We start from the raw sequence: 23,728 nt of genomic DNA, 5'->3' as shown, positions 1-23,728 counted from the left end.
GCAGACGGTTCGGAGTTCCCATGGCCCTCGACCCCACCCTCGCCGCCGAGATCGAAGCCTCCGTGGCGGAGGGCTTCGCCGATCAGGTTGCCCACACGCAGGCGCTGGTCCGGTTCGCCTCCCTGCGCGGGGAGGAGCATGCCTGCCAGGATTACGTGTTCGATCAGTTCCGCGCCCGGGGCTACGCCACCGAGCGCTTCGCCATGGATCGGGACGCCATCGCGGCCCATCCGGGCGGCTCGAAGATCGACGAGGCCCACCATTCTGACGCGCCGATCGTGGTCTGCCACCACCGGCCGGCGACCGAGACGGGCCGCTCGCTGATCCTGCAGGCCCATGTCGACGTGGTGCCGCCGGGACCCGCCGACCTCTGGACCCATCGGCCCTTCGACCCGGTGATCCAGGGCGACTGGATGTACGGCCGCGGCGCCGGCGACATGAAGGCCGGGCACGCCGCCAACCTGTTCGCCCTCGACGCGCTCGCCCGCCTCGGCCTGCAGCCGGCGGCCGCCGTGACGGTGCAGTCGGTGGTCGAGGAGGAATCCACCGGCAACGGCGCCCTGATGACCCATCTGCGCGGCTACCGGGCGGACGCCGTGCTGATCCCCGAGCCGGAGGACGAGAAGCTCGTGCGCGCCAATACCGGCGTGCTCTGGTTCACCGTGGAGGTGCGGGGCGTCCCAGTCCACGTGCGCGAGATGGGCGCCGGCGCCAACGCCATCGACGCCACCTACCGGGTGATCGGCGCGCTGCGCGCCGTCGAGGCCCGCTGGAACGCCGAGAAGGCCGCGCACCCGCATTTCGAGACCGAGGACCACCCGATCAACCTCAACATCGGCAAGATCGAGGGCGGCGACTGGGCCTCCTCGGTCCCGGCCTGGTGCCGGATCCACTGCCGGGTGGCGCTCTACCCGGGCGTCACCGCCGCGCAGGCCGCCGCCGAGATCGAGGCCGCGGTGGCGGGCTTCTCCCGCACCGACCCGTTCCTGGCCAACAGCCCGCCACGGGTGGTGTTCAACGGCTTCTTCGCCGAGGGTTACGTGCTGGAGGAAGGCTCGAAGGCCGAGGCCGTGCTCGGCCGCGCCCACGAGCGGGCGATCGGCTCACCGCTCCAGAGCTTCATGACGGCGGGCTACCTCGATACCCGGGTGCATGCCCTCTACGACCGGGTGCCGGCCCTCTGCTACGGCCCGACCTCCCAGAACATCCACGGCTTCGACGAGCGCGTGAGCCTCGCCTCGGTGAAGCGGATCACGACCACCATGGCGCTGTTCGTGGCCGAGTGGTGCGGGACGGAGCGGAAGGTCTCCTGATCCGCCGCCGTCTTTGCGAGCGGAGCGAAGCAATCCAGCAGCACCACGCACGCCAAGGTCGCGCCGCCCTGGGTCGCTTCGCTGCGCTCGCGATGACGGCGGTGCTCGCCGTCAGGGGATCAGCCGGTCCGCGCGGAGCTGGGCGAACAGGTCGTAGAACGCGTCGTCCGTCGGCTGGTAGGCGGTGAAGCCGAGGCGGCGGCTCTTGCTCATGTCGGTGACGACCTCGATCGGCCGCCCGAGATCGGCATCCGTGTGCCAGGGCGAGGCCAGCTTCTCGAGGTTCGGCTCGGCGAGCCCGTGGCGCGCCGCGATCTCCGCCCAGGCCGGGCCGTCCTGCGCCATCCGGGGCTCGAGCGGCCGGTGCGTGCCGTCGAACGTCACCGCCTCGATCCCGAACCAGTCGGCGATCCGGCCCCACATCCAGCTCCAGCGGAAGACGTCGCCGTTCACGACGTTGAACGCCTCGTTGGCGGCCCTCGGGTCCGTCGATGCCCAGAGCAGCTGGCGGGCGAGCAGCCGCGCGTCGGTCATGTCGGTGAGGCCGTTCCACTGCGCGGCCGAGCCCGGGAAGATGAACGGGCGTCCCAGCTCCCGGCACAGGGTGGCGTAGCAGGCGAGCGTCGTGCCCATGTTCATGGCGTTGCCCACCGCCTTGCCGATGATCGTGTGCGGGCGGTGGACGCTCCAGGTGAAGCCGTCGCGCGCGGCGGCCGCGAACACGGCATCCTCCTGCGCGTAGTAGAAGTTCTCGATGTCGAGGCGGCCCTGGTCCTCGCGGAACGGCGTCTGCGGCAGGGTGCCTTTGCCGTAGGCCTCGAACGGCCCGAGATAGTGCTTCAGCCCGGTCACCAGGGCGACGTGGCGGACGCTCTTCTTCGGGCGGAGCGCGTCGAGCAGGTTCTCGACCATCGCCCGGTTGACGCGGATCATCTCCGCCTCGGTCGGGCGCCGCTGCCAGGTCGCCAGGAACACGTGGCTCGGGGCGAGGTCGGAGAGCGCCTCCTCCAAGGAGGCCGGATCCTGCAGGTCGCCGGCCACCGGCACGACTCCGTCCTGCCGCACCGGGTGGCGGGCGAGACCGGCGACCGTCCAGCCCTCCTGGGTCAGCAGCGCCGCGGTGGCGCTGCCGACGATCCCGCTGGCGCCGACGATCAGGGCAGTGTTCGACATGGAAACCCTCGTGCCCGGCTTAAATCCGGGTCCGGGGCAGATGGGCGCGGGTGGTGTCGCGACAACCCCGCCGCGCGGCGGGGACGCCTGTGCGGCGCGCAAGGGTTGTGTGATCGCGAGCCCCACGTCATCGCGAGCGTAGCGAAGCGACCCAGGGCAGCGTGCGGTTTCGGACCATGGCGCGACCCTGGATTGCTTCGCTCCGCTCGCAAAGACGGACGCCCTCAGGCGACCCGGTCGATCGCGGCGCCGAGGATGTCGACGATCTCACCGATCTGGTCGCGCTCGATGATCAGCGGCGGCGACAGGGCGATGATGTCGCCGGTCACCCGGGTGAGCAGGCCGCGCTCGAAGCAGTCCACGAACACCTCGTAGGCGCGCTTGCCCGGCGCGTCCGGCCGCGGCGCCAGCTCGACGCCGGCGACGAGCCCGATGGTGCGGATGTCGATGACGCCCTTGCGCCCGCGCAGATCGTGGATCGCCGCTGCCCAGTCGTCGGCGATGTCGGCGACACGGGTCAGCAGCCCCTCCTCCCGGTAGATGTCGAGCGTCGCGAGGCCGGCCGCGCAGGCGATCGGGTGCCCGGAATAGGTGTAGCCGTGGAACAGCTCGATCCCGTCCGGGCCCTGCATCAGGCCGTCGTGGACCGCGCGGCTCGCGAAGACCGCGCCCATCGGCACCGTGCCGTTGGTCAGGCCCTTGGCGCTGGTCACGAGGTCGGGGACGACACCGAAGAAGTCGGTCGCGAAGGGCGCGCCGAGGCGGCCGAAGCCGGAGATGACTTCGTCGAAGATCAGCAGGATGCCGTGCTTCGTGCAGATCTCGCGCAGGCGCTCGAGGTAGCCCTTCGGCGGGATCAGCACGCCCGTGGAGCCCGCCACCGGCTCGACGATGCAGGCCGCGATGGTCTCGGCCCCGTGGAGCGCCACCAGCCGCTCCAGATCCTCGGCGAGCTCGGCCCCGTGCTCGGGCTGGCCCTTCACGAAGGCGTTGCGGGCCGGATCGTGGGTGTGGCGCAGGTGGTCGGTGCCGTTGAGGGTCGGGAAGACCCGCCGGTTCGACACGATGCCGCCGACCGACAGGCCGCCGAAGCCGACGCCGTGATAGCCGCGCTCGCGGCCGACCAGCCGGGTGCGGGTCCCCTGCCCGATCGCCCGCTGGTAGGCGAGCGCGATCTTGAGGGCGGTGTCGACCGATTCCGAGCCGGAATTGGTGAAGAACACCCGGTCGAGGCGCTTGTCCGGACCGCCCGGGGCGATCTCGGCCAGCCGCTCGGCGAACTCGAAGGCGACGGGGTGGCCCATCTGGAAGGTCGGGGCGAAGTCGAGGGTCGCGAGCTGGCGCTCAACGGCCGCGGCGATGCCCCGGCGCCCGTGGCCGGCATTGACGCACCAGAGGCCCGCGGAGCCGTCGAGGACCTTGCGGCCGTCGTCGGCGGTGTAGTGCATGCCCTCGGCCGAGACGAGCAGGCGCGGCGCCGCCTTGAACTGGCGGTTGGCCGTGAACGGCATCCAGAAGGCGTCCATCGCGGGCGTGTTGCGGAGCGGATGGTCGGTCATGGGCGGTTCTCCGGGACGGGCGACGCGGATCGGCGGCGGGACCAGGGGACACCTTCGCCGATCGGGCAACAAGTCCTTTTCTGGTCGCCGCCAACCCCTTGCAGGATCGGGGCCGCGGGTGGCACCGTTGCGGGATCCGCAACACCTGAAACGGGCCCTGGCCGGATGAGCATCGATGTCGGCGCGCGCCTGCGCTTCGTTCGGGCCCGCCACGGCCTGTCGCAGCGGACCCTCGCCAAGCGGGCCGGGGTGACCAATTCCGCGATCTCGTTGATCGAGGCGAATCGCGTGAATCCGTCGGTCGGCGCCCTGAAGCGGATCCTCGACGGGGTGCCGATTGGCATGGCCGAGTTCTTCGCCCTGGAGCCGGAGCCGGAGCGCAAGGCGTTCTTCGCCGCCGAGGAGCTCACCGAGATCGGCCGCCGGGCCGCCAAGGGGGCGATCTCGTACCGGCAGGTCGGCGACAGCCTGTTCGGGCGCAAGCTCCAGATCCTCAAGGAGCGCTACGAGCCCGGCGCCGATACCGGCCGGGTGCCGCTCTCCCACGAGGGCGAGGAGGGTGGCATCGTGCTCTCCGGGCGCCTGGAGGTGACGGTCGATGCCGAGCGCCGGATCCTCGGCCCCGGCGACGCCTACAGCTTCGACAGCCGCCGCCCGCACCGGTTCCGCTGTGTCGGGCCCAACCCCTGCGAGGTGGTGAGCGCCTGCACGCCGCCGAGCTTCTGAGACGAAGCCCGGCTGCGGCGGATGAAACGCCCGCCCTGTCGCGTGCAGGCGTTGCGGTCGGCCGGCAGACTGGCGCATGCAGGGCGGCGTTTGAATTCATAATGCCGCGCGAGGATCGATGGCCGTCACGACCGCAAGCCCGGCCGCCGGGCCCGGACAGAACCAGTCGGCGCGCGCGGCGCTCGCGGCCTTCGTGGGCACCACGATCGAGTGGTACGATTTCTTCATCTACGGCACGGCGGCGGCCCTGGTGTTCGGGCCGCTCTTCTTCACGGCGGAATCGCCCTACATCGCGACGCTCTCGGCCTTCGGCACCTTCGCGGTCGGCTTCCTCGCACGACCACTCGGCGGCCTGATTTTCGGCCATCTCGGCGACCGGTTCGGGCGCAAGCGCGCCCTGGTGGCGACGCTCGTGATGATGGGCATCGCGACCTCCGGCATCGGCCTGCTGCCGACCTACGCGTCGATCGGCCTCTGGGCGCCGGTGATGCTGGTCGTCCTGCGGCTGATCCAGGGGCTCGCGGTCGGCGGCGAGTGGGGCGGCGCGGTGCTGATGGCGGCCGAGCACGCGCCGGCCGGGCGCAACACCTTCTTCGCCTCCTTCGCGCAGCTCGGCAGCCCGGCCGGGCAGATCCTGTCGCTGCTGGCCTTCCGGCTCGCGGGCCTCCTCGACAAGGAGAGCTTCCTGACCTGGGGCTGGCGGGTGCCGTTCCTCGTCAGCATCCTGCTGCTCGGCGTCGGGCTCGCGATCCGCCTCGGCGTCGCGGAATCCCCGGCCTTCGAGAAGGCCCGGGCCGCCGGCGGGCCGCCGCCGGCGCCGGTGCGCGAGGTGCTGACGACCTGCCTGAAGCCGGTGCTGCTGGCGGCGGGGGCCAACACCTTCGCGATCGCCTCGGTCTACCTGTTCAACACCTTCATGATCGCGTTCACCACGCAGTATCTCGGCATCGCGCGGGCGACGATCCTCGACGCCCTGCTGATCGCCGCCGTGGTCCAGCTGGTGATGACCCCGGTGGGCGCCCGGATCGCCGAGCTGATCCGCAACGAGCGTCTGTTCCTCCAGGGGACGCTGGTCTGGGCGATGCTGGCCCCCTACCCGCTGTTCTGGCTGGTCGAGACCAAGTCTGTGCCGCTGATCGTGCTGGGTCTCGCCCTCAACGTGGTCGGCAGCGCGACCTTCTACGCGGTGATCGCCGGCTACCTCGCGGGCGCGTTCCCGACGCGGGTGCGCTACACGGCGATCTCCATCGCCTACCAGTTCTGCGGCGCGCTCGCCGGCGGCCTCACCCCGATCGTCGGCACCGTGCTGGCCGAGCGCTTCCAGGGCCACTGGTGGCCGATCGCGGTGTTCGGCACGGCGCTGGCCGGCGTGTCGTTCCTGTGCGTCACGGCGATCGGCGGCTACCGGGCGCGGCAGCGGGGTTTCCTCGACGGGTGAGCGCGACCGGTCAAAGGCGCCGGATCCGGGTAACGCGGGATTCAGGCCGGTGGTCCAGGATCGGCGGCATGGATTCGATCGCCGCAGCCGCCGTCCAGATGCTGGGTTCGTCCCAGAACCAGCAGATCGGCATCGCCGTCGCCAAGCAGCAGCTCTCCGCCGACAAGGCGGTCGCCGGGCTGGTGGCGGACAGCGCCGCCCAGGCGGCGAGCGCCGGCCCACCGGCCCCTCCCGGACAGGGCCAGAGCGTCGACCTTCGGGTCTGACGAAGACGCCGCGCTCCGCTTTCCGGGCCTCGCGCGAACCTGGGGTGCTTCGCTGCGCGCGCGATTTCGGCGGGCTCTCCGGCGGCCGTTGAACGGCCGCCCCTACCCGAAGCCGTAGAGCCGCCTTGGGTTGTCCACGAACACCATCCGGCGCCTGGCCGCGTCCGGCACCCAGTCGGCCATCAGGTCGAGGAGTTCGCGCGTCCGCGGCGGCCCGTCCCAGGCGGCCACGTGCGGCCAGTCCGAGCCCCAGAGGCAGCGGTCCGGCGCGGCGTCGTTGAGCGCCCGGGCGAAGGGGATCGTGTCGGTGTAGGGGGGCCCGGTCACGGAATCCCGGAAGGCACCCGAGAGCTTCACCCAGTTGCCGTCGGCGACGAGGCCGAGCAGCGCCCGGAACCCCGGATGGTCCACGCCCGCCGAGGTCGGCATGTGGCCCATATGGTCGAAGACCAGCGGCACGGGCAGCCGCGCCAGGCGGCCGGCGATCGGCGGCAACTCGCGGGCATCGAGCAGGAACTGGAGGTGCCAGCCCATCTCGCGGGCGAGCGCCCCGTAGGACTCGACCGCGTCGAGCCCGACCCCGCCGCCGAACAGGACGTTGAGGCGCAGGCCGACCACGCCGGCCTCCTTCAGCGCGGCGAGCTCCGCGTCGGGCAGGCCGAGCGGGATCACCGCGACGCCGCGCAGGCGCTGCCGGTGGGCGCGCAGCGTCTCGACCATCAGCCGGTTGTCGGTGCCGTGCACGCTGACCTGGATCAGCACGCCGTTGGCCATGCCGGTCCCGTCGAGCATCGCCAGATACCGCTCGGCCGGCGCCGCCGGGGGCGTGTAGCTGCGGTCCGCCACCAGGGGATAGTCCGGCGGCAGGCCGATGACGTGGGCGTGCGTGTCGACCGCGCCCTCCGGCACGGCGTAGCGGGTCGGGCCTTCCGGATGCGGGTCCGGGGCGGGGCAGTCTCGGATCTCGGACATGATCAGGAATCCGCGTGGAGGACCTTGCCGCGCGTCTCGGGCAGCGCGAAGGCCGCGAGGAAGAAGATCCCGTAGGCGACGGCCGCGAAGATCGCGATGGCGGAGGCGAGGCCGGCGCGCTCCGCGAGGTAGCCGACCAGCGCCGGGAACAGGGCGCCGACGCCGCGGCCGAAATTGTAGCAGAACCCCTGCCCCGAGCCGCGCAGGCGCGTCGGGTACAGTTCGGTCAGGAACGCGCCCATGCCGGAGAAGTAGCCGGAGGCGAAGAAGCCGAGGGGAAAGCCCAGCACCCACAGCACACCGTTCGACAGCGGGATCTGCGTGTAGGCGACGATCACCGCGATGGCGCCCACCGAGAAGATCAGGAAGAGCGGCCGCCGGCCGAGCCGGTCGGCGAGCCACGCGCCCACGAGGTAGCCGGTGAACGAGCCGATGATCAGGGCCGCGAGGTAGCCGGTGGAGGACACGATCGACAGGTGGCGCTCGGTGGTCAGGAAGCGCGGCACCCAGGTGGTGATCGCGTAGTAGCCGCCCTGGCAGCCCGCCGCCGCCAGCGAGGCGAGCAGCGTGGTCTTGAGGATCGGGCCGGAGAAAATCTCCCAGATCTGCGGCCGGTCGCCCGTGGCGGCGGCCCGGGCGCGGGACTCGGCGGCGACCTCCGGCTCCTTCACGTAGCGGCGCAGGTAGAAGACCAGCAGCGCCGGCAGGGCGCCCACCGCGAACATCCAGCGCCACGCGGTCTCGGGCGGCAGGACCGAGAACAGCACCGCCTGCGACAGGACCGCGAGGCCCCAGCCGATCGCCCAGCCGGACTGGACCGAGCCCACCGCCCGGCCGCGATACTCGGCCCGGATCGTCTCGCCGATCAGCACCGCGCCGGCCGCCCACTCGCCGCCGAAGCCGAGGCCGAGGAGCGCCCGCGCGATGAGCAGCTGCTCGAAGTTCTGCACAAAGGCGCAGAGGAGGGAGAACAGCGAGAACCAGAGGATCGTGATCTGCAGCGTCAGCACCCGGCCGATGCGGTCGGCGACGAAGCCCGCGAGCCAGCCGCCGAGCGCCGAGGCCAGCAGCGTCACCGTGGCGGCGAGCCCGGCTGTGCCGGCATCGACGTGCCACAGGGCCATGATCGTCCCGATCACCAGCGGGTAGATCATGAAGTCCATGCCGTCGAGGCACCAGCCGGCGGCGCACGCCCAGAAGGTGTGCCGCTCCGGTGGCGTCATCGATCGGTAGAAAGCGGTGAGGCTGGCGTCGCGGATCTCGACCGCGTCCACGCCCGTGGGCCCCTGCCCGGTTGCTGAACTCATCACCGCCTCCCGCCGCCCGATACCAGTATCAGCGTCCCGGGCAGAGCTGTCCAACGATGCGGCGGGTCACGCAAGCAACCGGAAAGGAAAAGGCCGCCCGGAGGCGGCCTGTCCCGTTCTTTTCACGCTCGATCGAGGCTCAGTAGCAGCGCTCGACCAGAACCCGGCGGTAGCCGTATGGCGTCCAGCGCACCCGCGGGACCGTGTAGCAGCCGCCGCCGTAGCCGTAATCGTAGGCCGCCGGGGCGTAGTAGCCGCCGTAGCCGTAACCCGGGTAGCCGTAGCCGCCGTAGCCGCCGTAGAGGCCCCCGGCCGCGAGGCCGAGCCCGACGCCGAGGCCCAGGCCGCCGAGCCCGTAGCCGTAGCCGCCGCGGTAGCCGTAACCGCCGCGCCAGCCGTAGCCCCGGCCGTAGAAGCCGCGGCCGTAGCCGAAGCCGCCCGGACGGAAGCCGACGCCCCGGAAGCCGCCGCCGAAGCCGCCGTTGCGGAACCCGCCGAAGCCGCCGCCGCGGAAGCCGCCGCCGAACCCGCCACCGTGGAAGCCGCCGCCGAAACCGCCGCCATGGAAGCCGCCGCCGCCGAAGCCGCGCGCGTCCGCGCTGGCCGGCGCCAAGGCCAGAGCACCCGCCGCCAGCAGGGCCGAGCCGAGCACTGCACCCTTCATCACGTCATCTCCGTGGAAACACGCCCTCTGCGGCTAAGAACGCTCGAACCGATAAAACGGTCCAGTCCCGGCCGCGGCGCGCGGTCGCGAGACGCACCCGGCCGCGTCCGAACCCATGCGGGCGCGGCTCGGACACGAAATTCGCCGCTTTCCAGGGCGAAGGGCGGGCCGAACGAGCTTCGCCGTCCCCGACTTGCCGTCCCCGAGCTGCCTGGAACGAATGATGATGCTGCGCCCGGCTCACGCCCTCTTGATCACGCTGCTCGCCCTCGCGGCCCCGGCCCGGGCGGCCGCCCCGGCCGCGACGGAGCCCTGCCGGGCGGTCGAGGCGCAGGGTGAGACGTTCACGGTCTGCACCATCGACCTCCGGAAGCAGCGACTGCGGCTGTTCTGGCTCCAGGACGACGGCAAGCCCTACGGCGCCCTCGGCACCCTCGCCGAGAAGCAGGGCGGCCGCCTCGCCTTCGCGATGAACGCCGGCATGTACGACAAGGACCAGGCGCCGGTCGGCCTCTACGTCGAGAACGGGCACGAGCTGAAGCGCGTCTCCACGGCGGACGGGCCGGGCAATTTCCACCTGAAGCCCAACGGGATCTTCTGGCTGAAGGGCGAGCGCGCCGGGGTGGTCGACACGTCCCGCTACCTGCGGGCGAAGATCCGGCCGGATTTCGCCACGCAGTCCGGGCCGATGCTGGTGATCGACGGCCAGATCCACCCGAAGATCGCCGCCGACGGGCCGAGCCAGAAGATCCGCAACGGCGTCGGCGTGCCCGGCGACGGGCACGTGGCGATCTTCGCGATCTCCGAGCGCCCGGTGACCTTCGGCGCCTTCGCGCGGCTGTTCCGCGACGATCTCGGCTGCCGCAACGCCCTGTTCCTCGACGGCTCGGTCTCCAGCCTCTACGCGCCGAACCTCGGCCGCACCGACATCAGCCGCCCTCTCGGACCGCTGGTCGGCGCGCTGCCGCGGTGAGGGCCGCCCTCAGCGCTGGCCGAAGGCCGTGTCCTTGAACAGGTCCTTGTACTCCCGCGGCTGCGAGCGCCAGTACTGCTTGGGCGCGCGCACCCGGGCGCCGAGCTCGGCGGCGGCGTGCCAGGGCCAGCGCGGATCGTACAGCATGGCGCGGGCGAGCGAGATCGCGTCCGCCCGGCCCTCCTGCAGGATCGTCTCCGCCTGCCGGGCCTCGGTGATCAGCCCGACCGCGATGGTGGTGAGCCCGGTCTCCGCCTTGATCCGCTCGGCGTAGGGCACCTGATAGCCCGGCCCGAGCCTGATCGCCTGCTTCGGCGAGACGCCGCCCGTGGAGACGTGGATCGCCGGCGATCCCGCCCGCTTGAGCGCCTGGGCCAGCTCCACCGTCTCGTCGAGATCCCAGCCGTCCTCGACCCAGTCGGTGGCCGAGACCCGCAGCCAGACCGGGCTGCCGGCGGGCACGACATCCCGCACCGCGTCGTAGATCTCCAGGGGGAAGCGCATGCGGTTGGCGAGGCTGCCGCCGTATTCATCTGTCCGCTTGTTGGCGATCGGCGACAGGAACTGGTGCAGCAGGTAGCCGTGGGCGCCGTGCAGCTCGACGGCCTCGATGCCGAGGTGCACGGCCCGCTTGGCGGTGGCCACGAACTGGTCGCGGACGCGCTTCAGGTCGGCGGCGTCGAGGGCGTGGGGCGGGACCTCGCCCTCGCCGTGCGCGACCGCCGAGGGCGCCTCGGTGCGCCAGCCGTAGGCGTGCTCCGGCGGGATCTGCTGGCCACCGGCCCAGGGGGCCTCGCTGGAGGCCTTGCGCCCGGCATGGGCGATCTGGATGCAGACCGGGATCGGCGCGTATTCGCGCACGGCGTCGAGCACCCGGCCCAGCGCCCGCTCGCAGCCGTCGTTGTAGAGGCCGAGATCCCAGGCGGTGATCCGCGCCTCCGGGGAGACCGCGGTGGCCTCCAGGGTCAGCAGGCCGGCCCCCGACATGGCGAGCTGGCCGAGATGCATCATGTGCCAGTCGGTCGCCTCGCCGTCCCGCGCCGAGTACTGGCACATCGGCGCGACGAGGATGCGGTTCTCGAGCGTGAGCGCGTCGAGTGTCAGCGGTTCGAACAGGCGAGCGGTCATCGGCAACTCCTGGTGGAGGGTTCACTCTGGCCCAGGACGGGCGCGGCGGCCAGTGCGGTGCGGCAGAGCACCTCTGCGGGCGGGCGTTGCGGGAACTTGCGGATGTGGCCGCCCGTTTCCTGGCCTGTCGCCGCATCGCGGCAATCGACGCGAACCGCCTGAGGGGGCGAGATCGCCCGAGGTCCAGATGATGCTCACCAGACTCGCCGTCCCGCTCGCCCTGGCCGCCGGCTGCGCCGCCCTCGCGGGCACCGCCCAGGCCCAGCCTGCCGCCTTCGGCGGCCCCAAGATGCTGATCCACGGGAATTACTGCGGACCGGGCAACAACGCGCCACTCCCGCCGATCGACGCCCTCGATGCCGCCTGCGCCCGCCACGACGCCTGTACGCCGAACGGCGGCCTGCCTTCGGAGGCCTGCAATCTCCGCCTGCAGCGGGAGGCCGCGCTGATCTCCCGCGACCCCCGTCAGCCGGACGATGTCCGGTCCCTCGCCGGCCTCGTGGCCGCCACCGCGACGCTGATCCCCTCCGAGCCGAACGCCCGGCGCGTGCCGGCCTCGGTCACCACCGGTCCGACCGCGGGCACCTACGCGCCCGCCCTGATGCGGCCGGCGCCGACGGTCGATATCGACACCGACGACGACGGCGCCGACGCGGATTGAGGCGGATTGAGGCGGGCCGCGACCGCCCGTCGACGCGCCGCCAGCGCGGTCCGGCACCCTACCGGGCCGCGCCGATCCCCCGATCCTTCAGGCTGTCGCCGATCTCGTCGAGGGCCGCCGCGTCGTCGATGGTCGCCGGCATCGTCCACGGCTCGTGATCGGCGATGCGCTTCATCGTGGCCCGCAGGATCTTGCCCGACCGGGTCTTGGGCAGCCGCGGCACGGTCAGCGCCAGCTTGAAGGCGGCCACCGGGCCGATCTCGTCCCGCACCTTGGCGACGAGTTCCCGCTCGATCGTCTCGGTCGGCCGGGCGACGCCGGCCTTCAGCACCACGAACCCGCAGGGCACCTCTCCCTTCAGCGCGTCGCGGATGCCGATGACCGCGCATTCCGCCACGTCCGGGTGGCTCGCCAGCACCGCCTCCATGCCGCCGGTGGACAGACGGTGGCCCGCGACGTTGATGATGTCGTCGGTCCGTCCCAGGACCGTGATGTAGCCGTCGGCGTCGATCACCCCGGCATCCGACGTGTCGTAGTAGCCCGGGAAGGTGGCGAGATAGCTCGACCGCATCCGGTCGTCCGAGCCCCAGAGGGTCGGCAGGCAGCCGGGCGGCAGGGGCAGGCGGATCGCGATCGTGCCCATGGTCCCCGCCGGAACCGGCTTCCCGCCCTCGTCCAGGACTTCGACCCGGTAGCCCGGCATCGGCACGCAGGTGCTGCCGTGCTTCACCGGCAGGAGGCCGAGGCCCATCGGGTTGCCGGCGATCGGCCAGCCGGTCTCGGTCTGCCACCAGTGGTCGACCACCGGTCGGCCCAGCACGCGCTCGGCCCAGGCGACCGAGTCGGGGTCGGCGCGCTCGCCCGCCAGGAACAGGCTGCGGAAGGCCGAGAGGTCGTGATCGGCGATCCGGGCGCCCTTCGAATCCTCCTTCTTGATCGCCCGCAGGGCTGTCGGCGCGGTGAACAGGCAGACCACCCCGTATTCGCCGACCACCCGCCAGAAGGCGCCGGCATCGGGCGTCCCGACGGGTTTCCCCTCGTAGAGGACCGTGGTGCAGCCGTGCAGGAGCGGCGCGTAGACGATGTAGGAGTGGCCGACGACCCAGCCGATGTCGGAGGCGCAGAAGTAGGTCTCGCCGGGCTGGACACCGTAGAGGTTCGGCATCGACCAGGCCAGGGCGACGAGGTAGCCGCCGGTATCGCGGACCACGCCCTTCGGCTTCCCGGTCGTGCCGGAAGTGTAGAGGACGTAGAGCGGGTCGGTGGCGGCGACCGGCACGCACGCCGCGCTCCGCCCCGCCGTCCGGGCGGCCGCGACGGTCTCACCCCAGTCGCGATCCCGGTCCGCGACGAGGGTCGCGGGCCCTTGCGGGCGCTGGAGGATCAGGCAGGCCTCCGGCTTGTGCCGCGAGGCCGCGATCGCCGCGTCCAGGAGCGGCTTGTAGGCGACCACGCGGTTCGGCTCGATCCCGCAGGAGGCGGCGAGCACCACCTTCGGCGCCGCGTCTTCGATCCGCACCGCCAGCTCGTTGGCGGCGAAGCCGCCGAACACCACCGAGTGGACCGCGCCGAGCCGGGCGCAGGCGAGCATGCCGAACAGCGCCTCGGGCACCATCGGCATGTACAGGATCACCCGGTCGCCCTTGCCGACACCGAGGTCGGCCAGCACGGCGGCCAGCACCGCCACCTCGTCGCGCAGCGCCCGGTAGGTGATGCTGCGCTTGGTCCCGGTCACGGGCGAGTCGTAGCGGATCGCAACCTGATCCGCCCGGGCCCCGTCCGCGTGGCGGTCCACCGCGTTGTGGCAGGCGTTCAGGGTGCCGTCCGGGAACCAGCGTCCGTAAAGGCCGGAATCCGGCGCGAAGGCCCGCTCCGGCGCCCGCGCCCAGTCGAGGGCCCGCGCCGCACCGAGCCAGAACGCCTCGGGGTCGCGGCAGGCCGATTCGTAGATCTCCGGGTAGCGGCCCGGCAGGCTGGCTCTCGTCATCGGTTGGGCGTTTCCTCGCGGACCGCTCTCCGGCGGCGGCCCGCAGAGTAGCCCATTCTCGCGCGCGCGGGAGTGGCGACGGGCGTGACGGCCGCGGCTCGGTGCCCCCAAAAGAAAACCGCCGCACCGGGGCTCCCGATGCGGCGGTCGTCAGCTTGAATTCGCTATCAGATTGGACGTCTCAGGCGTCAGTGCAACGTGTCGTTGCCCGCCTGAAGCTTGTTGATCTCGTCCTTGAGGAGGAGTTTCCGTCGCTTCAGCTCGGCGATGTGGAGGTCGTTCGCCGAAGGTCTGTGGATCGCTTCCTGAATCTCGCGCTCGAGGGCTTCGTGCTTCCGGGCGAGTTGGTTCAGATGCGTCTGCAGCGACATGAGTCGAATCTCCTGTCATCGTTTCGACACAACGAGATTGGCACAGGATGCCGGACCTGTCGAAGCGTTTTCTGCTGCTAAGTCTGATGATTGCTTACCGCGCCGCCTTGTCCGGCGCCGGAGCGTGACGCATGCTCTCGGGCGACGAACGGTCTTCGGGTTCTCAGGTGACGATGGCGGACGAGGCGGGTGAGGGTACGCAGTCGGACCTCCTGGGCGAACTGGCGCGGCTGCGCGAGGAGCACCGGGATCTCGACAGCGCCATCGAGGCGCTGGAGCGCAGCGTCGCCGGGGACCAGCTCCAGATCCAGCGCCTGAAGAAGCGCAAGCTCACGCTGCGCGACCGCATCTATCACATTGAGGACGCGCTCACGCCGGACATCATCGCCTGATGCCGGTGGACGCCCTCCGGCCCCGCCTTGCCGCAGGCCCGCGCCGCCTGTAAGCGCCCTCTTTTGCCGGGATCAACGATGGCGTCGCCTCCTCCGGTCGCGATCATCATGGGCAGCCAGTCCGACTGGGCGACCATGCGTCATGCCGCCGAGACGCTCGACGCGCTCGGCGTACCATACGACGCGCGCATCGTGTCGGCCCACCGCACGCCGGACCGGCTCGTCGCCTTCGCCAAGGGCGCGGTCGCGGCCGGCCTCAAGGTGGTGATCGCCGGTGCGGGCGGCGCCGCGCACCTGCCCGGCATGGCGGCCGCGATGACCCGCCTGCCGGTCTTCGGCGTGCCGGTGGAGTCGAAGGCCCTCTCCGGCCAGGACAGCCTGCTCTCCATCGTCCAGATGCCGGCCGGCATCCCGGTGGGGACCCTGGCGATCGGCCGGGCCGGGGCAGTGAACGCGGCCCTGCTCGCCGCCGCCGTCCTGGCGCTGACCGATCCGGACCTGGCGGAGCGCCTGGAGGCGTGGCGCGCGGCCCAGAGCGCCTCGGTGGCCGAACGGCCGGTGACGGAAGAGAACGCGTGACGGACAAGATCCTCGGCCCCGGCTCGATCCTCGGCATCGTCGGTGGGGGCCAGCTCGGGCGCATGATCGCGCTCGCGGCGGCCGATTACGGCCTCAAGGCGCATGTCTACGCGCCCGACGCGGACAGCCCCGCCTTCGACGTGGCCGCCCGGACCATCTGCGCGGCCTACGACGACGCCGCGGCGCTGGCGGATTTCGCCCGCGGCGTCGACGTCGTGACCTACGAGTTCGAGAACATCCCGCACGCCACCGCCGACGTCCTCGCCCGGCACGCCGCCCTGCACCCGAACGCGCGCGCGCTCTCGACCACGCAGGACCGGCTCTCCGAGAAGGAGTTCATCAACGGCCTGGGCATCCCGACGGCGCCGTTCCGGGCGGTGGACACGCCCGACGACCTCGACCGGGCGATCGAGGTGATCGGCCTGCCGGCCGTGCTCAAGACCCGCCGCTTCGGCTACGACGGCAAGGGGCAGCGCATGCTCCGCGAGCGGGCCGAGGGCGACCGCAACGCCCTGTTCGCCGAGTTCGGCGGCGCGCCGCTGATCCTGGAGGGCTTCGTGCCGTTCGAGCGCGAGGTCTCGGTGGTGGGCGCGCGCGGGCGCGACGGCAGCTTCGCGGCCTACGACCTCTGCGAGAACGAGCACCGCGACCACATCCTCGCGCTGACCCGGGTGCCGGCGCCCGGCGTGTCCGCCGAGACGGGCCGCGCCGCCGTCGAGATCGCCCGGCGGATCGCCGACGCCCTCGACTATGTCGGCGTGCTCGCCGTCGAGATGTTCCTCGTCCGCGAGGACGGGGCGGAGCGGCTGGTGGTCAACGAGATCGCGCCCCGGGTGCACAATTCCGGCCACTGGACCAGCGAGGGCGCGCTGACCTCGCAGTTCGCCCAGCACGTCCGCGCCGTCTGCGGCTGGCCGCTGGGCGATGCGGGCCGGGTCGGCGGTCTGCCCGTCGAGATGCGCAACCTGATCGGCGCCCAGGCGGACGACTGGCACGCCCTGCTGGCCGAGCCCGGCGCCCACCTGCACCTGTACGGCAAGGGCGAGGCGCGCCCCGGCCGCAAGATGGGCCACGTCACGCGCCTCGGGCCGGGTCCGACCGGATCCTGAGGCTTCGAGGGCACACCCGCGTCGCCGCGTGATCGCCGGAGGGCCGTCCGCGGCCCCGCGGAACGGTCGAGCCATACCTTCGCCACATCCCGCCGCTTCCACGACACTGTGGTCGGTTCCGTATGCTGTCGCTCGAACCCGCCCGCACCGCTTGGTCCCGCCGGGACCGGCGGGGGCCGGATCACGACGCGGCGCTTCTTAAGCCGGCCTTCACCGTGATGCGCGACGGTGCCCCGAACTCGGGCGTGCCCGGCGCTCGGCGCGGGCTCTTGGACTGTGAGGGGCGGGGCGGACGCGCGCGGAGCGGGCGACGCCTCGGGGAGAGTGGGGCAATGAACGTACGCAACCGGCTGGGACGGAAGACGGCACTGATCGGCGCGGCCTTGGTCTCGGCTGCCGGCCTCGCGGGCTGCGAGACCGTCGGCAGCGCGGCCGGCCCGCGGCAATACGCGGTCTTGGAGAAGGACACGACCGGCGCCACGAACGTCAACATCGCCTCCCTGACCGAGGTCGTGCAGCGCAACCCGAACGACGCGGCGGCCTACAACACCCGCGGCGCGGCCTACGCCCGCGCCGGCCAGTTCAACGACGCCATCGGCGACTTCACCAAGGCGATCCAGCTCGATCCGAACTCCGCCTCCGCCTACAACAATCGCGCCCTGGCGAACCGCCAGATCGGCCGCGACGGCCCGGCGCTGCAGGACTTTTCCAAGGCGATCGGTATCGATCCGAATTACGGGCCGGCCTATATCGGCCGGGCCAATGTCGAGCGCGCGCAGGGCAACCTCGACCAGGCGCTGAACGACCTCAACGTCGCGATCCGCCTGAGCCCCGAATCCGCGCAGGCGTACCATGCCCGCGGCCTCGTGAAGCAGAAGCAGGGCCAGGACACCCAGGCGATCGCCGATTTCGACGCCGCCATCGACCGCGACCCGTTCGTGGCCGCGCCCTACGCGGCCCGCGGCCAGAGCCTGATCGCGACCAACCAGTACGCGAAGGCGATCGAGGACTACAACGCCGCGCTCAACGTGAACGCCAAGGACGCCACGTCCTGGGCCTATCGGGGCCTCGCCTACGAGAAGCAGGGCCAGCGCAAGGAGGCGATGGAGAACTACCAGCGCGCCTCGACGATCGACCCCAACAACACCGTCGCGCGGGCCGGCCTCGGCCGCGTCCAGGGCGGGGTCGGCACGCTGTTCAACTGATCGCTCCGTCATCGCGCGCGGAGCGGAGCGACGAAGGGCAGCGCGACACGTTCGAGCGTGGCGCCGCCGGATCGCTCCGCTCCGCCCGCAGGGACGGTGCCGGCGCCTGAGGCGAACTACGCCGCCAGCAGGCCGTTCTCGTCCTGCGTGATCCGGCGCAGGTGGTGGGCGGTGTCGCCGAGCTGGTACTCGATCATGGCGAGCCGCTTGAAATGGTGGGCGCCGATATACTCGAGCGTCATGCCGATGCCGCCGTGGAGCTGCACCGCCTCCTGGCCGACGTAGCGGCAGGCCTTGTTGATCTGCACCTTCACGGCCGACAGGGCCGCCGCCCGCGCCCCCGCGTCCGGCGTGTCCACCATCATGGCGGCGTAGAGCGCCATGGAGCGGGCCTGCTCAAGCTGGATCAGCATGTCGACGGCGCGGTGCTGCAGCGCCTGGAACGAGCCGACGCTGACGCCGAACTGCTTGCGGGTCTTGAGGTACTCCACCGTGAGCCTGTGGAGCGCGTCCATGGAGCCCACCGCCTCGGCGGCGAGCGCCGCGATCCCGTGCTCCACCACCCGCTCCAGGAGCGGCAGGCCGCCCTCCGGGTCGCCGAGCGCCGCGTCGGCCGGGAGCGTCGCGTCGGAGAAGGACACCTCGGCGGCCCGGCCGCCGTCCTGGGTCGGGTAGGCCTCGATGGCGACGCCGGGGGCGTCGGTCGGGACGAGGAACAGGCCGATCCCGCTCGGGTCGCGCCGCTCGCCCGAGACGCGGGCCGAGACCACCATCAGGCCGGCCGCGTCGGCGTTGGGCACGACGCTTTTCGCCCCGCTCAGCACGTAGCCGTCGCCGCTGCGACGGGCGGTCGTCGCCACGTCGGCGAGGTCGTAGCGGGACTGGCGCTCGGTGTGGGCGAGGGTCAGGCGGAGGTCGCCGGCGACGAGTCCCGGGACGAGGCGCTCCCGCTGCGCGGCGCTGCCGCCGAGCCGCAGGGCCGTCGAGCCCAGCACGAGGCTCGCGAGCAGGGGCTCGACCACGAGGTTGCGGCCCACCGCCTCCATGACCAGCATGGTCTCGACCGGGCCGCCGCCGAGGCCGCCCTCGTCCTCGGAGAAGGGCAGGCCGGCGACGCCGAGTTCCGCGAAGGCCGCCCAGCCGTCCTCGTGGAAGCCGAGGGGCGCCTTGAGGCGCGCCTGCCGGCTCTCCAGCGACGGGTAGAGGTCGGCGGCCAGCCGCTCGACGCTGTCGCGCAGGAGCGACTGGTCCTCGTTCAGGTCGAAATCCATGGTGTTCCCTCGCGGATGTCGTCGGAGGCGCCCGGCGCCTCAGGATGAGGGGGAGGACGGGGCGAGGCGACCGCTCACAACCCGAGGATGCCCTTGGCGATGACGTTGTGCTGGATCTCGTTCGAGCCGCCGTAGATCGAGACCTTGCGGTTGTTGAAGTAGCTCGGCGCCGCCGCGTCGACCCAGTCGAAGCCGCCGGGCAGGTTGTTGGCCCCGGCCCCGCGCGCGGGCGCCGCCAGGGCGAAGGGCCCGGCGAGCTCCACCAGCAATTCTGTCGCCGCCTGCTGGAGCTGCGAGCCGCGGATCTTGAGGAGCGAGGAGGCGGGGTCCGGCTCTACCGAATCCGCCCTTCCCTGCTTGGCGGCCACCCGCATCTGGGTGATCTCCAGGGCCTTCAGCTCGACCTCGACCTCCGCGACGCGGGCGCGGAAGGCGGGATCGTCCCACATCGTGCCGGGCCCTGCCGGCATCTCGCGGGCCAGCCGCTTGATCCGGGCGATCCGCTCCTTGGTGAGGCCGATCCGGGCGATGCCGGTGCGCTCGTTGGCGAGCAGGAACTTCGCGTAGTCCCAGCCCCGGTTCTCCTCGCCGACGAGGTTCTCCGCGGGCACGCGCACGGAATCGAAGAAGACCTCGTTGACCTCGTGCCGCCCCTCCAGCGTCAGGATCGGCCGCACGGTGATCCCGGGCGTCGTCATGTCGATGAGCAGGAAGGAGATGCCGCGCTGCTTCTTGGCCTCGAAATCGGTGCGGACCAGGCAGAAGATCCAGTCGGCGTGCTGGCCGAGCGTCGTCCAGGTCTTCTGGCCGTCGACGACGTAGTGGTCGCCGTCGCGCACCGCCCTGGTCTTCAGCGAGGCGAGGTCCGAGCCGGCGCCGGGCTCGGAGAAGCCCTGGCACCACCAGTCGTCGAGGTTGGCGGCGCGCGGCAGGAAGCGCGCCTTCTGGTCCTGCCGCCCGAAGGTCGCCAGCACCGGGCCGAACATGTAGCAGTTGAACTGCTGCGGCAGCGGCACCGCCGCCTGGAACAGCTCTTCTGTGTAGATATAGCGCTGGATCGGGGTCCAGTCCCGGCCGCCCCATTCCTGCGGCCAGTGCGGCACCGCCCAGCCCTTGGCATTGAGGATCCGCTGGCTCGTGACGTAATCGTCCTTCGAGAGACTGCGCCCCTCCGAGACCTTCTTCCGGATCTCCGCCGGGATTTCTTCGCGGCAGAAGCTCCGAACCTCGTCGCGGAACGCGATCTCTTCCGGCGTAAAGCGGAGATCCATCGTCAGCCTCCGATCTCGAACAGGCCGGCGCAGCCCTGGCCGCCGGCGACGCACATGGTCACGACGGCGTAGCGCGCGCCGCGGCGGCGGCCCTCCAGCAGGGCGTGGCCCACGAGCCGCGCCCCCGACATGCCGAACGGGTGGCCGACCGCGATGGCGCCGCCGTTGACGTTGACCTTCTCGGGGTCGATCCCGAGCGTGTCGCGGCAATAGACCGACTGGGACGCGAAGGCCTCGTTCAGCTCCCACAGGTCGATGTCGGCGACGCGCAGGCCCTGGCGCTCCAGGAGCCGCGGCACCGCGAAGACCGGGCCGATGCCCATCTCGTCCGGCCCGCAGCCCGCGGAGGCGAAGCCTCGGAAGATGCCCAGCGGTTCGAGGCCGCGCCGCGCAGCCTCGTCGGCCGACATCAGCACGCTGGCCGAGGCCCCGTCCGAGAGCTGGCTGGCATTGCCCGCCGTGATGAAGGCCCCCTCCCCGCGCACGGGCTTGAGCCTGGCGAGACCCTCCAGGGTCGTGTCCGGCCGGTTGCCCTCGTCCTTGGCGAGCCGCGTCTCGACCTCCCGGGTCTCGCCGGTGGCCTTGTCGGTCACCGCCATGACGGCGCTCATCGGGACGATCTCGTCGTCGAACAGCCCGCGTTCCTGCGCCGCCGCGGTCCGTCGCTGGCTCTCCAGGGCGAAGTGGTCCTGCGCCTCCCGGGAGATCCGATAGCGCTCCGCCACGATGTCGGCGGTCTCGATCATCGGCATGTAGATCGCCGGCAGATGGGCCTCCAGCCACGCGTTGCGGGTCAGCTCCCGCTGGACCTTCGGTTGGACGAGGCTGATCGACTCGACGCCGCCCGCCACCGCCACCGGCACGCCGTCGAGGATGATCCGGCGCGCCGCGCTGGCGATCGCCTCCAGGCCCGAGGCGCAGAAGCGCGAGACCGTGACGCCGGCCGACTCGACGGGGATCCCCGCCACCAGGGCCGCGTGGCGGGCGACGTTGCCGCCCGTGGCGTTCTCGGGATAGCCGCAGCCGAGCACCACCTCCTCGACGGCCGCGGGCTCCAGGCGCGCCCGGTCCAGGGCGCCGCGGATCGCGTGGGCCGCGAGGTCGGCGCCGCGGGTGAGGTTCAGCGCGCCGCGATGCGCCTTGCCGATGGGCGTGCGGGCGGTCGAGACGATCACCGCGTCGGTCATGATCGCTCTCCCGCTCAGGCGTTCTTCAGGCCGGCGAAGCTGCCGCCCTCGGCGGCGAGCTTCTTGAGGAGCGGCGCCGGCTCCTGGCTGTCGTCGCCGGTCTCGGCCGCGAAGCGCGACAAGGCTTCGGCGACGGTCTTCAATCCGACCGTGTCGGCCCAGTGCATCGGGCCGCCGCGCCAGGCGGGCCAATTGTAGCCGTTGATCCAGATCGTATCGATGTCGCCGGGCCAGGCCGCGATGCCCTCCTCCAGGATCCGCGCGCCCTCGTTGACCATCGGGTACATGAGCCGCGCGACGATCTCGTCGGCCGTGAAGCTGCGGCGCGCGACGCCGTGCTCGGCGGCGACGCGCGCGATCAGCGCCTCCACCTCCGGGTCGCGCGTGCCGGCGCGGGCGCCGTCCGGGTAGAGATAGAAGCCGCGGCCCGTCTTCTGGCCGAACCGGCCCTGCTCGGCGAGCGAGTCCGCCACCGGCGCCCGGCCGCCGAAATCCTTGCGCGAGCGCCAGCCGATATCGAGCCCGGCGAGGTCGCTCATGGCGAAGGGGCCCATCCGGAAGCCGAAGCCGGTCACCGCCGCGTCGACCTCGTGTGGCAGCGCGCCCTCGAGCAGCAGGCGCTCGCCGGCCCGGCTGCGGCGCTCCAGCATGCGGTTGCCCACGAAGCCGAAGCAGACGCCCACCGTCACCGGCAGCTTGTTGAGCCGCTTGCCCAGGTCCAGCGCGGTGGCCAGCACGTCCGGCGCGGTTTTCTCCGCACGGACCACCTCGACGAGGCGCATGACGTTGGCCGGGCTGAAGAAGTGCAGGCCGAGCACGTCCTGCGGCCGGTTGGTCACCGCCGCGATGGCGTTCACGTCGAGGTAGGAGGTGTTGGTGGCCAAGATCGCGCCGGGCTTGGCGACCTGGTCGAGCTTGGTGAAGATCTCGCGCTTGACGCCCATGTCCTCGAAGGCCGCCTCGACGACGATGTCGGCCTCCCCGGCGTTCTCCAGGCCGAGCGCGCCCGTGATCCGGCCGACCCGCTCGTCGCGCTGGGCCTCGGTGATCGAGCCGCGCTTGGCCGAGCCGGCGTAGAGCCCCCTCACCCGGTCGAGGCCGCGCGCCAGGGCGCCCTCCTCCGTCTCGATCACCGTCACGGGGATCCCGGCATTGGCGAAGCACATGGCGATGCCGCCGCCCATCGTGCCGGCGCCGATCACCGCGGCCGTGCGGACGGGGCGGCGGGGCGTGTCCTTCGGCAGGCCGGGCACCCGGCCGGCCTCGCGCTCGGCGAAGAAGGCGTAGCGCAGGGCCTTCGACCGCGGATCCTCCACCAGGGCGCGGAACTCGGCCCGCTCCACCGCCACGGCGGCATCGAAATCCTGCTCCAGGCCGGCGCGCACCGCCCGCGCCAGGGCGTGGACGTTGGTGGCGTCGGGATCGCGCTTGACGGCCTCCGCGGCCTGCGCCTCGAAGCTCTCCCGCGCGCCCGTTGTCAGCGTCTCGGACCGGTCGCGCACCCGCGGCAGGGCGCCGGAATCGGCGAGTTCCAGCGCCCGCTTGCGGGCCTCCGCGACGAGGTCGCCGAGCACCACGGCGTCCACGATGCCCAGCGCCGCCGCCGTCTCGGCGGAGACCGGCTCGCCGGTGAGCATCATCGCGAAGGCGGCGTCGGGCCCGATCAGGCGCGGCAGGCGCTGCGTGCCCCCCGCCCCCGGGATGATCCCGAGCTTGATCTCCGGCAGGCCGATCCGCGCCGACGGGGCCGCGACGCGGCCGTGGCAGGCCATCGCCAGCTCCAGGCCGCCGCCGAGGGCCGCGCCGCCGATCGCCGCCACCACCGGCTTCGGGCTGGCATCGAGCCGGTCCAGGATGTCCGGCAGGCTCGGCGGGCGCTGCGGCTTGCCGAACTCGCCGATATCGGCGCCGCCGACGAACACCTTGCCCTCCGCGGCCAGGACGACGGCCCGGACCGACGCGTCCGCGACGGCGTTCGTCAGGGCCTCGTCGAGGGCCGCCCGCAGCGTAGCGCCCAGCGCGTTGACCGGCGGGTTGGCGAGCGTGAGCACGGCCACGCCGCCGTCGACCTCCTGACGAACCACCCGATACTCCCTGTTGTTCTGCAATGCAGAATAAGTGTCCGCATTTCGGCGGGATGTTGGTCCGAGTGCCCGCCAGCGTCAAGGATGGGCAA

At 72.0% G+C, this 23,728-nt stretch carries 22 protein-coding genes; 10 read left to right on the top strand and 12 right to left on the bottom strand.

Going from position 1 to position 23,728, the window contains the following annotated elements; genetic code table 11:
* Positions 1-20 precede the first annotated feature (20 nt).
* Positions 21-1,313, top strand: coding sequence for an ArgE/DapE family deacylase (locus tag ACLBYG_RS21405; RefSeq protein ID WP_447682775.1), 1,293 nt, complete (start codon positions 21-23; stop codon positions 1,311-1,313).
* A gap of 111 nt (positions 1,314-1,424) precedes the next feature.
* On the opposite strand, the gene ACLBYG_RS21400 is transcribed toward ACLBYG_RS21405, so the two are convergent.
* Together ACLBYG_RS21400 and ACLBYG_RS21395 are read right to left on the bottom strand one after the other, a co-directional pair.
* Positions 1,425-2,486 (bottom strand): SDR family oxidoreductase, encoded by a 1,062-nt coding sequence (locus ACLBYG_RS21400; RefSeq protein WP_447682774.1) that lies wholly within the window; start codon positions 2,484-2,486, stop codon positions 1,425-1,427.
* A gap of 224 nt (positions 2,487-2,710) precedes the next feature.
* On the bottom strand, positions 2,711-4,045 hold the full coding sequence (locus tag ACLBYG_RS21395; protein ID WP_447682773.1) for an aminotransferase class III-fold pyridoxal phosphate-dependent enzyme: 1,335 nt from the start codon (positions 4,043-4,045) through the stop codon (positions 2,711-2,713).
* Between the two features lie 165 nt (positions 4,046-4,210).
* Here ACLBYG_RS21395 and ACLBYG_RS21390 point away from each other — a divergent pair, with 165 nt between their 5' ends.
* The 3 genes from ACLBYG_RS21390 (at position 4,211) to ACLBYG_RS21380 (ending at position 6,475) form a co-directional block, all read left to right on the top strand.
* Positions 4,211-4,771 (top strand): cupin domain-containing protein, encoded by a 561-nt coding sequence (locus tag ACLBYG_RS21390; protein ID WP_012318079.1) that lies wholly within the window; start codon positions 4,211-4,213, stop codon positions 4,769-4,771.
* 118 nt (positions 4,772-4,889) lie between these two features.
* Complete coding sequence (locus ACLBYG_RS21385; RefSeq protein WP_447682772.1) at positions 4,890-6,209, top strand: MFS transporter; 1,320 nt, start codon at positions 4,890-4,892, stop codon at positions 6,207-6,209.
* Between the two features lie 68 nt (positions 6,210-6,277).
* Positions 6,278-6,475 (top strand): hypothetical protein, encoded by a 198-nt coding sequence (locus ACLBYG_RS21380; protein ID WP_091682246.1) that lies wholly within the window; start codon positions 6,278-6,280, stop codon positions 6,473-6,475.
* A gap of 102 nt (positions 6,476-6,577) precedes the next feature.
* Here ACLBYG_RS21380 and ACLBYG_RS21375 read toward each other — a convergent pair whose 3' ends face one another.
* The 3 genes from ACLBYG_RS21375 to ACLBYG_RS21365 form a co-directional block, all read right to left on the bottom strand.
* Positions 6,578-7,447, bottom strand: coding sequence for an amidohydrolase family protein (locus ACLBYG_RS21375; protein WP_447682771.1), 870 nt, complete (start codon positions 7,445-7,447; stop codon positions 6,578-6,580).
* Positions 7,448-7,449: 2 nt separating this feature from the next.
* Positions 7,450-8,754, bottom strand: coding sequence for an MFS transporter (locus ACLBYG_RS21370; RefSeq protein ID WP_447682770.1), 1,305 nt, complete (start codon positions 8,752-8,754; stop codon positions 7,450-7,452).
* A 139-nt stretch (positions 8,755-8,893) separates the two neighbouring features.
* Positions 8,894-9,418 carry a hypothetical protein gene (locus ACLBYG_RS21365; protein ID WP_020092410.1) on the bottom strand — a complete coding sequence of 175 codons (525 nt, stop codon included), beginning with the start codon at positions 9,416-9,418 and terminating at the stop codon, positions 8,894-8,896.
* Between the two features lie 223 nt (positions 9,419-9,641).
* Between ACLBYG_RS21365 and ACLBYG_RS21360 the strand changes: the two genes are divergently transcribed.
* Complete coding sequence (locus ACLBYG_RS21360; protein ID WP_091927307.1) at positions 9,642-10,391, top strand: phosphodiester glycosidase family protein; 750 nt, start codon at positions 9,642-9,644, stop codon at positions 10,389-10,391.
* Between the two features lie 9 nt (positions 10,392-10,400).
* On the opposite strand, the gene ACLBYG_RS21355 is transcribed toward ACLBYG_RS21360, so the two are convergent.
* Positions 10,401-11,519, bottom strand: a complete 1,119-nt coding sequence (locus ACLBYG_RS21355) for an NADH:flavin oxidoreductase/NADH oxidase (RefSeq protein WP_447682769.1) — start codon at positions 11,517-11,519, stop codon at positions 10,401-10,403.
* A 187-nt stretch (positions 11,520-11,706) separates the two neighbouring features.
* On the opposite strand from ACLBYG_RS21355, the gene ACLBYG_RS21350 reads away from it, so the two are divergent.
* Complete coding sequence (locus tag ACLBYG_RS21350; RefSeq protein WP_447682768.1) at positions 11,707-12,180, top strand: hypothetical protein; 474 nt, start codon at positions 11,707-11,709, stop codon at positions 12,178-12,180.
* A gap of 58 nt (positions 12,181-12,238) precedes the next feature.
* Here ACLBYG_RS21350 and ACLBYG_RS21345 read toward each other — a convergent pair whose 3' ends face one another.
* On the bottom strand, positions 12,239-14,167 hold the full coding sequence (locus ACLBYG_RS21345; RefSeq protein ID WP_447682767.1) for a propionyl-CoA synthetase: 1,929 nt from the start codon (positions 14,165-14,167) through the stop codon (positions 12,239-12,241).
* Between the two features lie 188 nt (positions 14,168-14,355).
* On the bottom strand, positions 14,356-14,538 hold the full coding sequence (locus tag ACLBYG_RS21340; RefSeq protein WP_012318068.1) for a YdcH family protein: 183 nt from the start codon (positions 14,536-14,538) through the stop codon (positions 14,356-14,358).
* Between the two features lie 131 nt (positions 14,539-14,669).
* On the opposite strand from ACLBYG_RS21340, the gene ACLBYG_RS21335 reads away from it, so the two are divergent.
* The 4 genes from ACLBYG_RS21335 (at position 14,670) to ACLBYG_RS21320 (ending at position 17,823) form a co-directional block, all read left to right on the top strand.
* Complete coding sequence (locus ACLBYG_RS21335; RefSeq protein ID WP_447682766.1) at positions 14,670-14,930, top strand: YdcH family protein; 261 nt, start codon at positions 14,670-14,672, stop codon at positions 14,928-14,930.
* A gap of 78 nt (positions 14,931-15,008) precedes the next feature.
* Positions 15,009-15,509 carry a 5-(carboxyamino)imidazole ribonucleotide mutase gene (gene purE, locus ACLBYG_RS21330; protein WP_020092404.1) on the top strand — a complete coding sequence of 167 codons (501 nt, stop codon included), beginning with the start codon at positions 15,009-15,011 and terminating at the stop codon, positions 15,507-15,509.
* Positions 15,506-16,618, top strand: coding sequence for a 5-(carboxyamino)imidazole ribonucleotide synthase (locus ACLBYG_RS21325; RefSeq protein WP_447682765.1), 1,113 nt, complete (start codon positions 15,506-15,508; stop codon positions 16,616-16,618). The genes purE and ACLBYG_RS21325 overlap by 4 nt, the downstream gene beginning before the upstream one ends.
* A 332-nt stretch (positions 16,619-16,950) precedes the next feature.
* Positions 16,951-17,823, top strand: coding sequence for a tetratricopeptide repeat protein (locus tag ACLBYG_RS21320; RefSeq protein ID WP_020092402.1), 873 nt, complete (start codon positions 16,951-16,953; stop codon positions 17,821-17,823).
* A gap of 116 nt (positions 17,824-17,939) precedes the next feature.
* Here ACLBYG_RS21320 and ACLBYG_RS21315 read toward each other — a convergent pair whose 3' ends face one another.
* The 4 genes from ACLBYG_RS21315 to ACLBYG_RS21300 form a co-directional block, all read right to left on the bottom strand.
* Positions 17,940-19,094 (bottom strand): acyl-CoA dehydrogenase family protein, encoded by a 1,155-nt coding sequence (locus tag ACLBYG_RS21315; RefSeq protein WP_447682764.1) that lies wholly within the window; start codon positions 19,092-19,094, stop codon positions 17,940-17,942.
* Between the two features lie 74 nt (positions 19,095-19,168).
* Positions 19,169-20,365 carry an acyl-CoA dehydrogenase family protein gene (locus tag ACLBYG_RS21310; protein WP_447682763.1) on the bottom strand — a complete coding sequence of 399 codons (1,197 nt, stop codon included), beginning with the start codon at positions 20,363-20,365 and terminating at the stop codon, positions 19,169-19,171.
* A gap of 2 nt (positions 20,366-20,367) precedes the next feature.
* Positions 20,368-21,552, bottom strand: a complete 1,185-nt coding sequence (locus tag ACLBYG_RS21305) for an acetyl-CoA C-acyltransferase (RefSeq protein ID WP_447682762.1) — start codon at positions 21,550-21,552, stop codon at positions 20,368-20,370.
* Between the two features lie 14 nt (positions 21,553-21,566).
* Complete coding sequence (locus ACLBYG_RS21300; protein ID WP_447682761.1) at positions 21,567-23,636, bottom strand: 3-hydroxyacyl-CoA dehydrogenase NAD-binding domain-containing protein; 2,070 nt, start codon at positions 23,634-23,636, stop codon at positions 21,567-21,569.
* Between the last annotated feature and the right edge of the window lie 92 nt (positions 23,637-23,728).

The sequence above is a fragment of the Methylobacterium sp. D53M genome, assembly GCF_053345625.1.
This window is presented reverse-complemented; position numbering and strand designations above follow the sequence as displayed.

Excerpts from the sequence above, each read along its gene's own strand:
- ACLBYG_RS21405 (WP_447682775.1), top strand. The coding sequence starts at position 21 with ATGGCCCTCGACCCCACCCTCGCCGCCGAGATCGAAGCCTCCGTGGCG.
- ACLBYG_RS21400 (WP_447682774.1), bottom strand. The coding sequence starts at position 2,486 with ATGTCGAACACTGCCCTGATCGTCGGCGCCAGCGGGATCGTCGGCAGC.
- ACLBYG_RS21395 (WP_447682773.1), bottom strand. The coding sequence starts at position 4,045 with ATGACCGACCATCCGCTCCGCAACACGCCCGCGATGGACGCCTTCTGG.
- ACLBYG_RS21390 (WP_012318079.1), top strand. The coding sequence starts at position 4,211 with ATGAGCATCGATGTCGGCGCGCGCCTGCGCTTCGTTCGGGCCCGCCAC.
- ACLBYG_RS21385 (WP_447682772.1), top strand. The coding sequence starts at position 4,890 with ATGGCCGTCACGACCGCAAGCCCGGCCGCCGGGCCCGGACAGAACCAG.
- ACLBYG_RS21380 (WP_091682246.1), top strand. The coding sequence starts at position 6,278 with ATGGATTCGATCGCCGCAGCCGCCGTCCAGATGCTGGGTTCGTCCCAG.
- ACLBYG_RS21375 (WP_447682771.1), bottom strand. The coding sequence starts at position 7,447 with ATGTCCGAGATCCGAGACTGCCCCGCCCCGGACCCGCATCCGGAAGGC.
- ACLBYG_RS21370 (WP_447682770.1), bottom strand. The coding sequence starts at position 8,754 with ATGAGTTCAGCAACCGGGCAGGGGCCCACGGGCGTGGACGCGGTCGAG.
- ACLBYG_RS21365 (WP_020092410.1), bottom strand. The coding sequence starts at position 9,418 with ATGAAGGGTGCAGTGCTCGGCTCGGCCCTGCTGGCGGCGGGTGCTCTG.
- ACLBYG_RS21360 (WP_091927307.1), top strand. The coding sequence starts at position 9,642 with ATGATGCTGCGCCCGGCTCACGCCCTCTTGATCACGCTGCTCGCCCTC.
- ACLBYG_RS21355 (WP_447682769.1), bottom strand. The coding sequence starts at position 11,519 with ATGACCGCTCGCCTGTTCGAACCGCTGACACTCGACGCGCTCACGCTC.
- ACLBYG_RS21350 (WP_447682768.1), top strand. The coding sequence starts at position 11,707 with ATGATGCTCACCAGACTCGCCGTCCCGCTCGCCCTGGCCGCCGGCTGC.
- ACLBYG_RS21345 (WP_447682767.1), bottom strand. The coding sequence starts at position 14,167 with ATGACGAGAGCCAGCCTGCCGGGCCGCTACCCGGAGATCTACGAATCG.
- ACLBYG_RS21340 (WP_012318068.1), bottom strand. The coding sequence starts at position 14,538 with ATGTCGCTGCAGACGCATCTGAACCAACTCGCCCGGAAGCACGAAGCC.
- ACLBYG_RS21335 (WP_447682766.1), top strand. The coding sequence starts at position 14,670 with ATGCTCTCGGGCGACGAACGGTCTTCGGGTTCTCAGGTGACGATGGCG.
- purE (WP_020092404.1), top strand. The coding sequence starts at position 15,009 with ATGGCGTCGCCTCCTCCGGTCGCGATCATCATGGGCAGCCAGTCCGAC.
- ACLBYG_RS21320 (WP_020092402.1), top strand. The coding sequence starts at position 16,951 with ATGAACGTACGCAACCGGCTGGGACGGAAGACGGCACTGATCGGCGCG.
- ACLBYG_RS21315 (WP_447682764.1), bottom strand. The coding sequence starts at position 19,094 with ATGGATTTCGACCTGAACGAGGACCAGTCGCTCCTGCGCGACAGCGTC.
- ACLBYG_RS21310 (WP_447682763.1), bottom strand. The coding sequence starts at position 20,365 with ATGGATCTCCGCTTTACGCCGGAAGAGATCGCGTTCCGCGACGAGGTT.
- ACLBYG_RS21305 (WP_447682762.1), bottom strand. The coding sequence starts at position 21,552 with ATGACCGACGCGGTGATCGTCTCGACCGCCCGCACGCCCATCGGCAAG.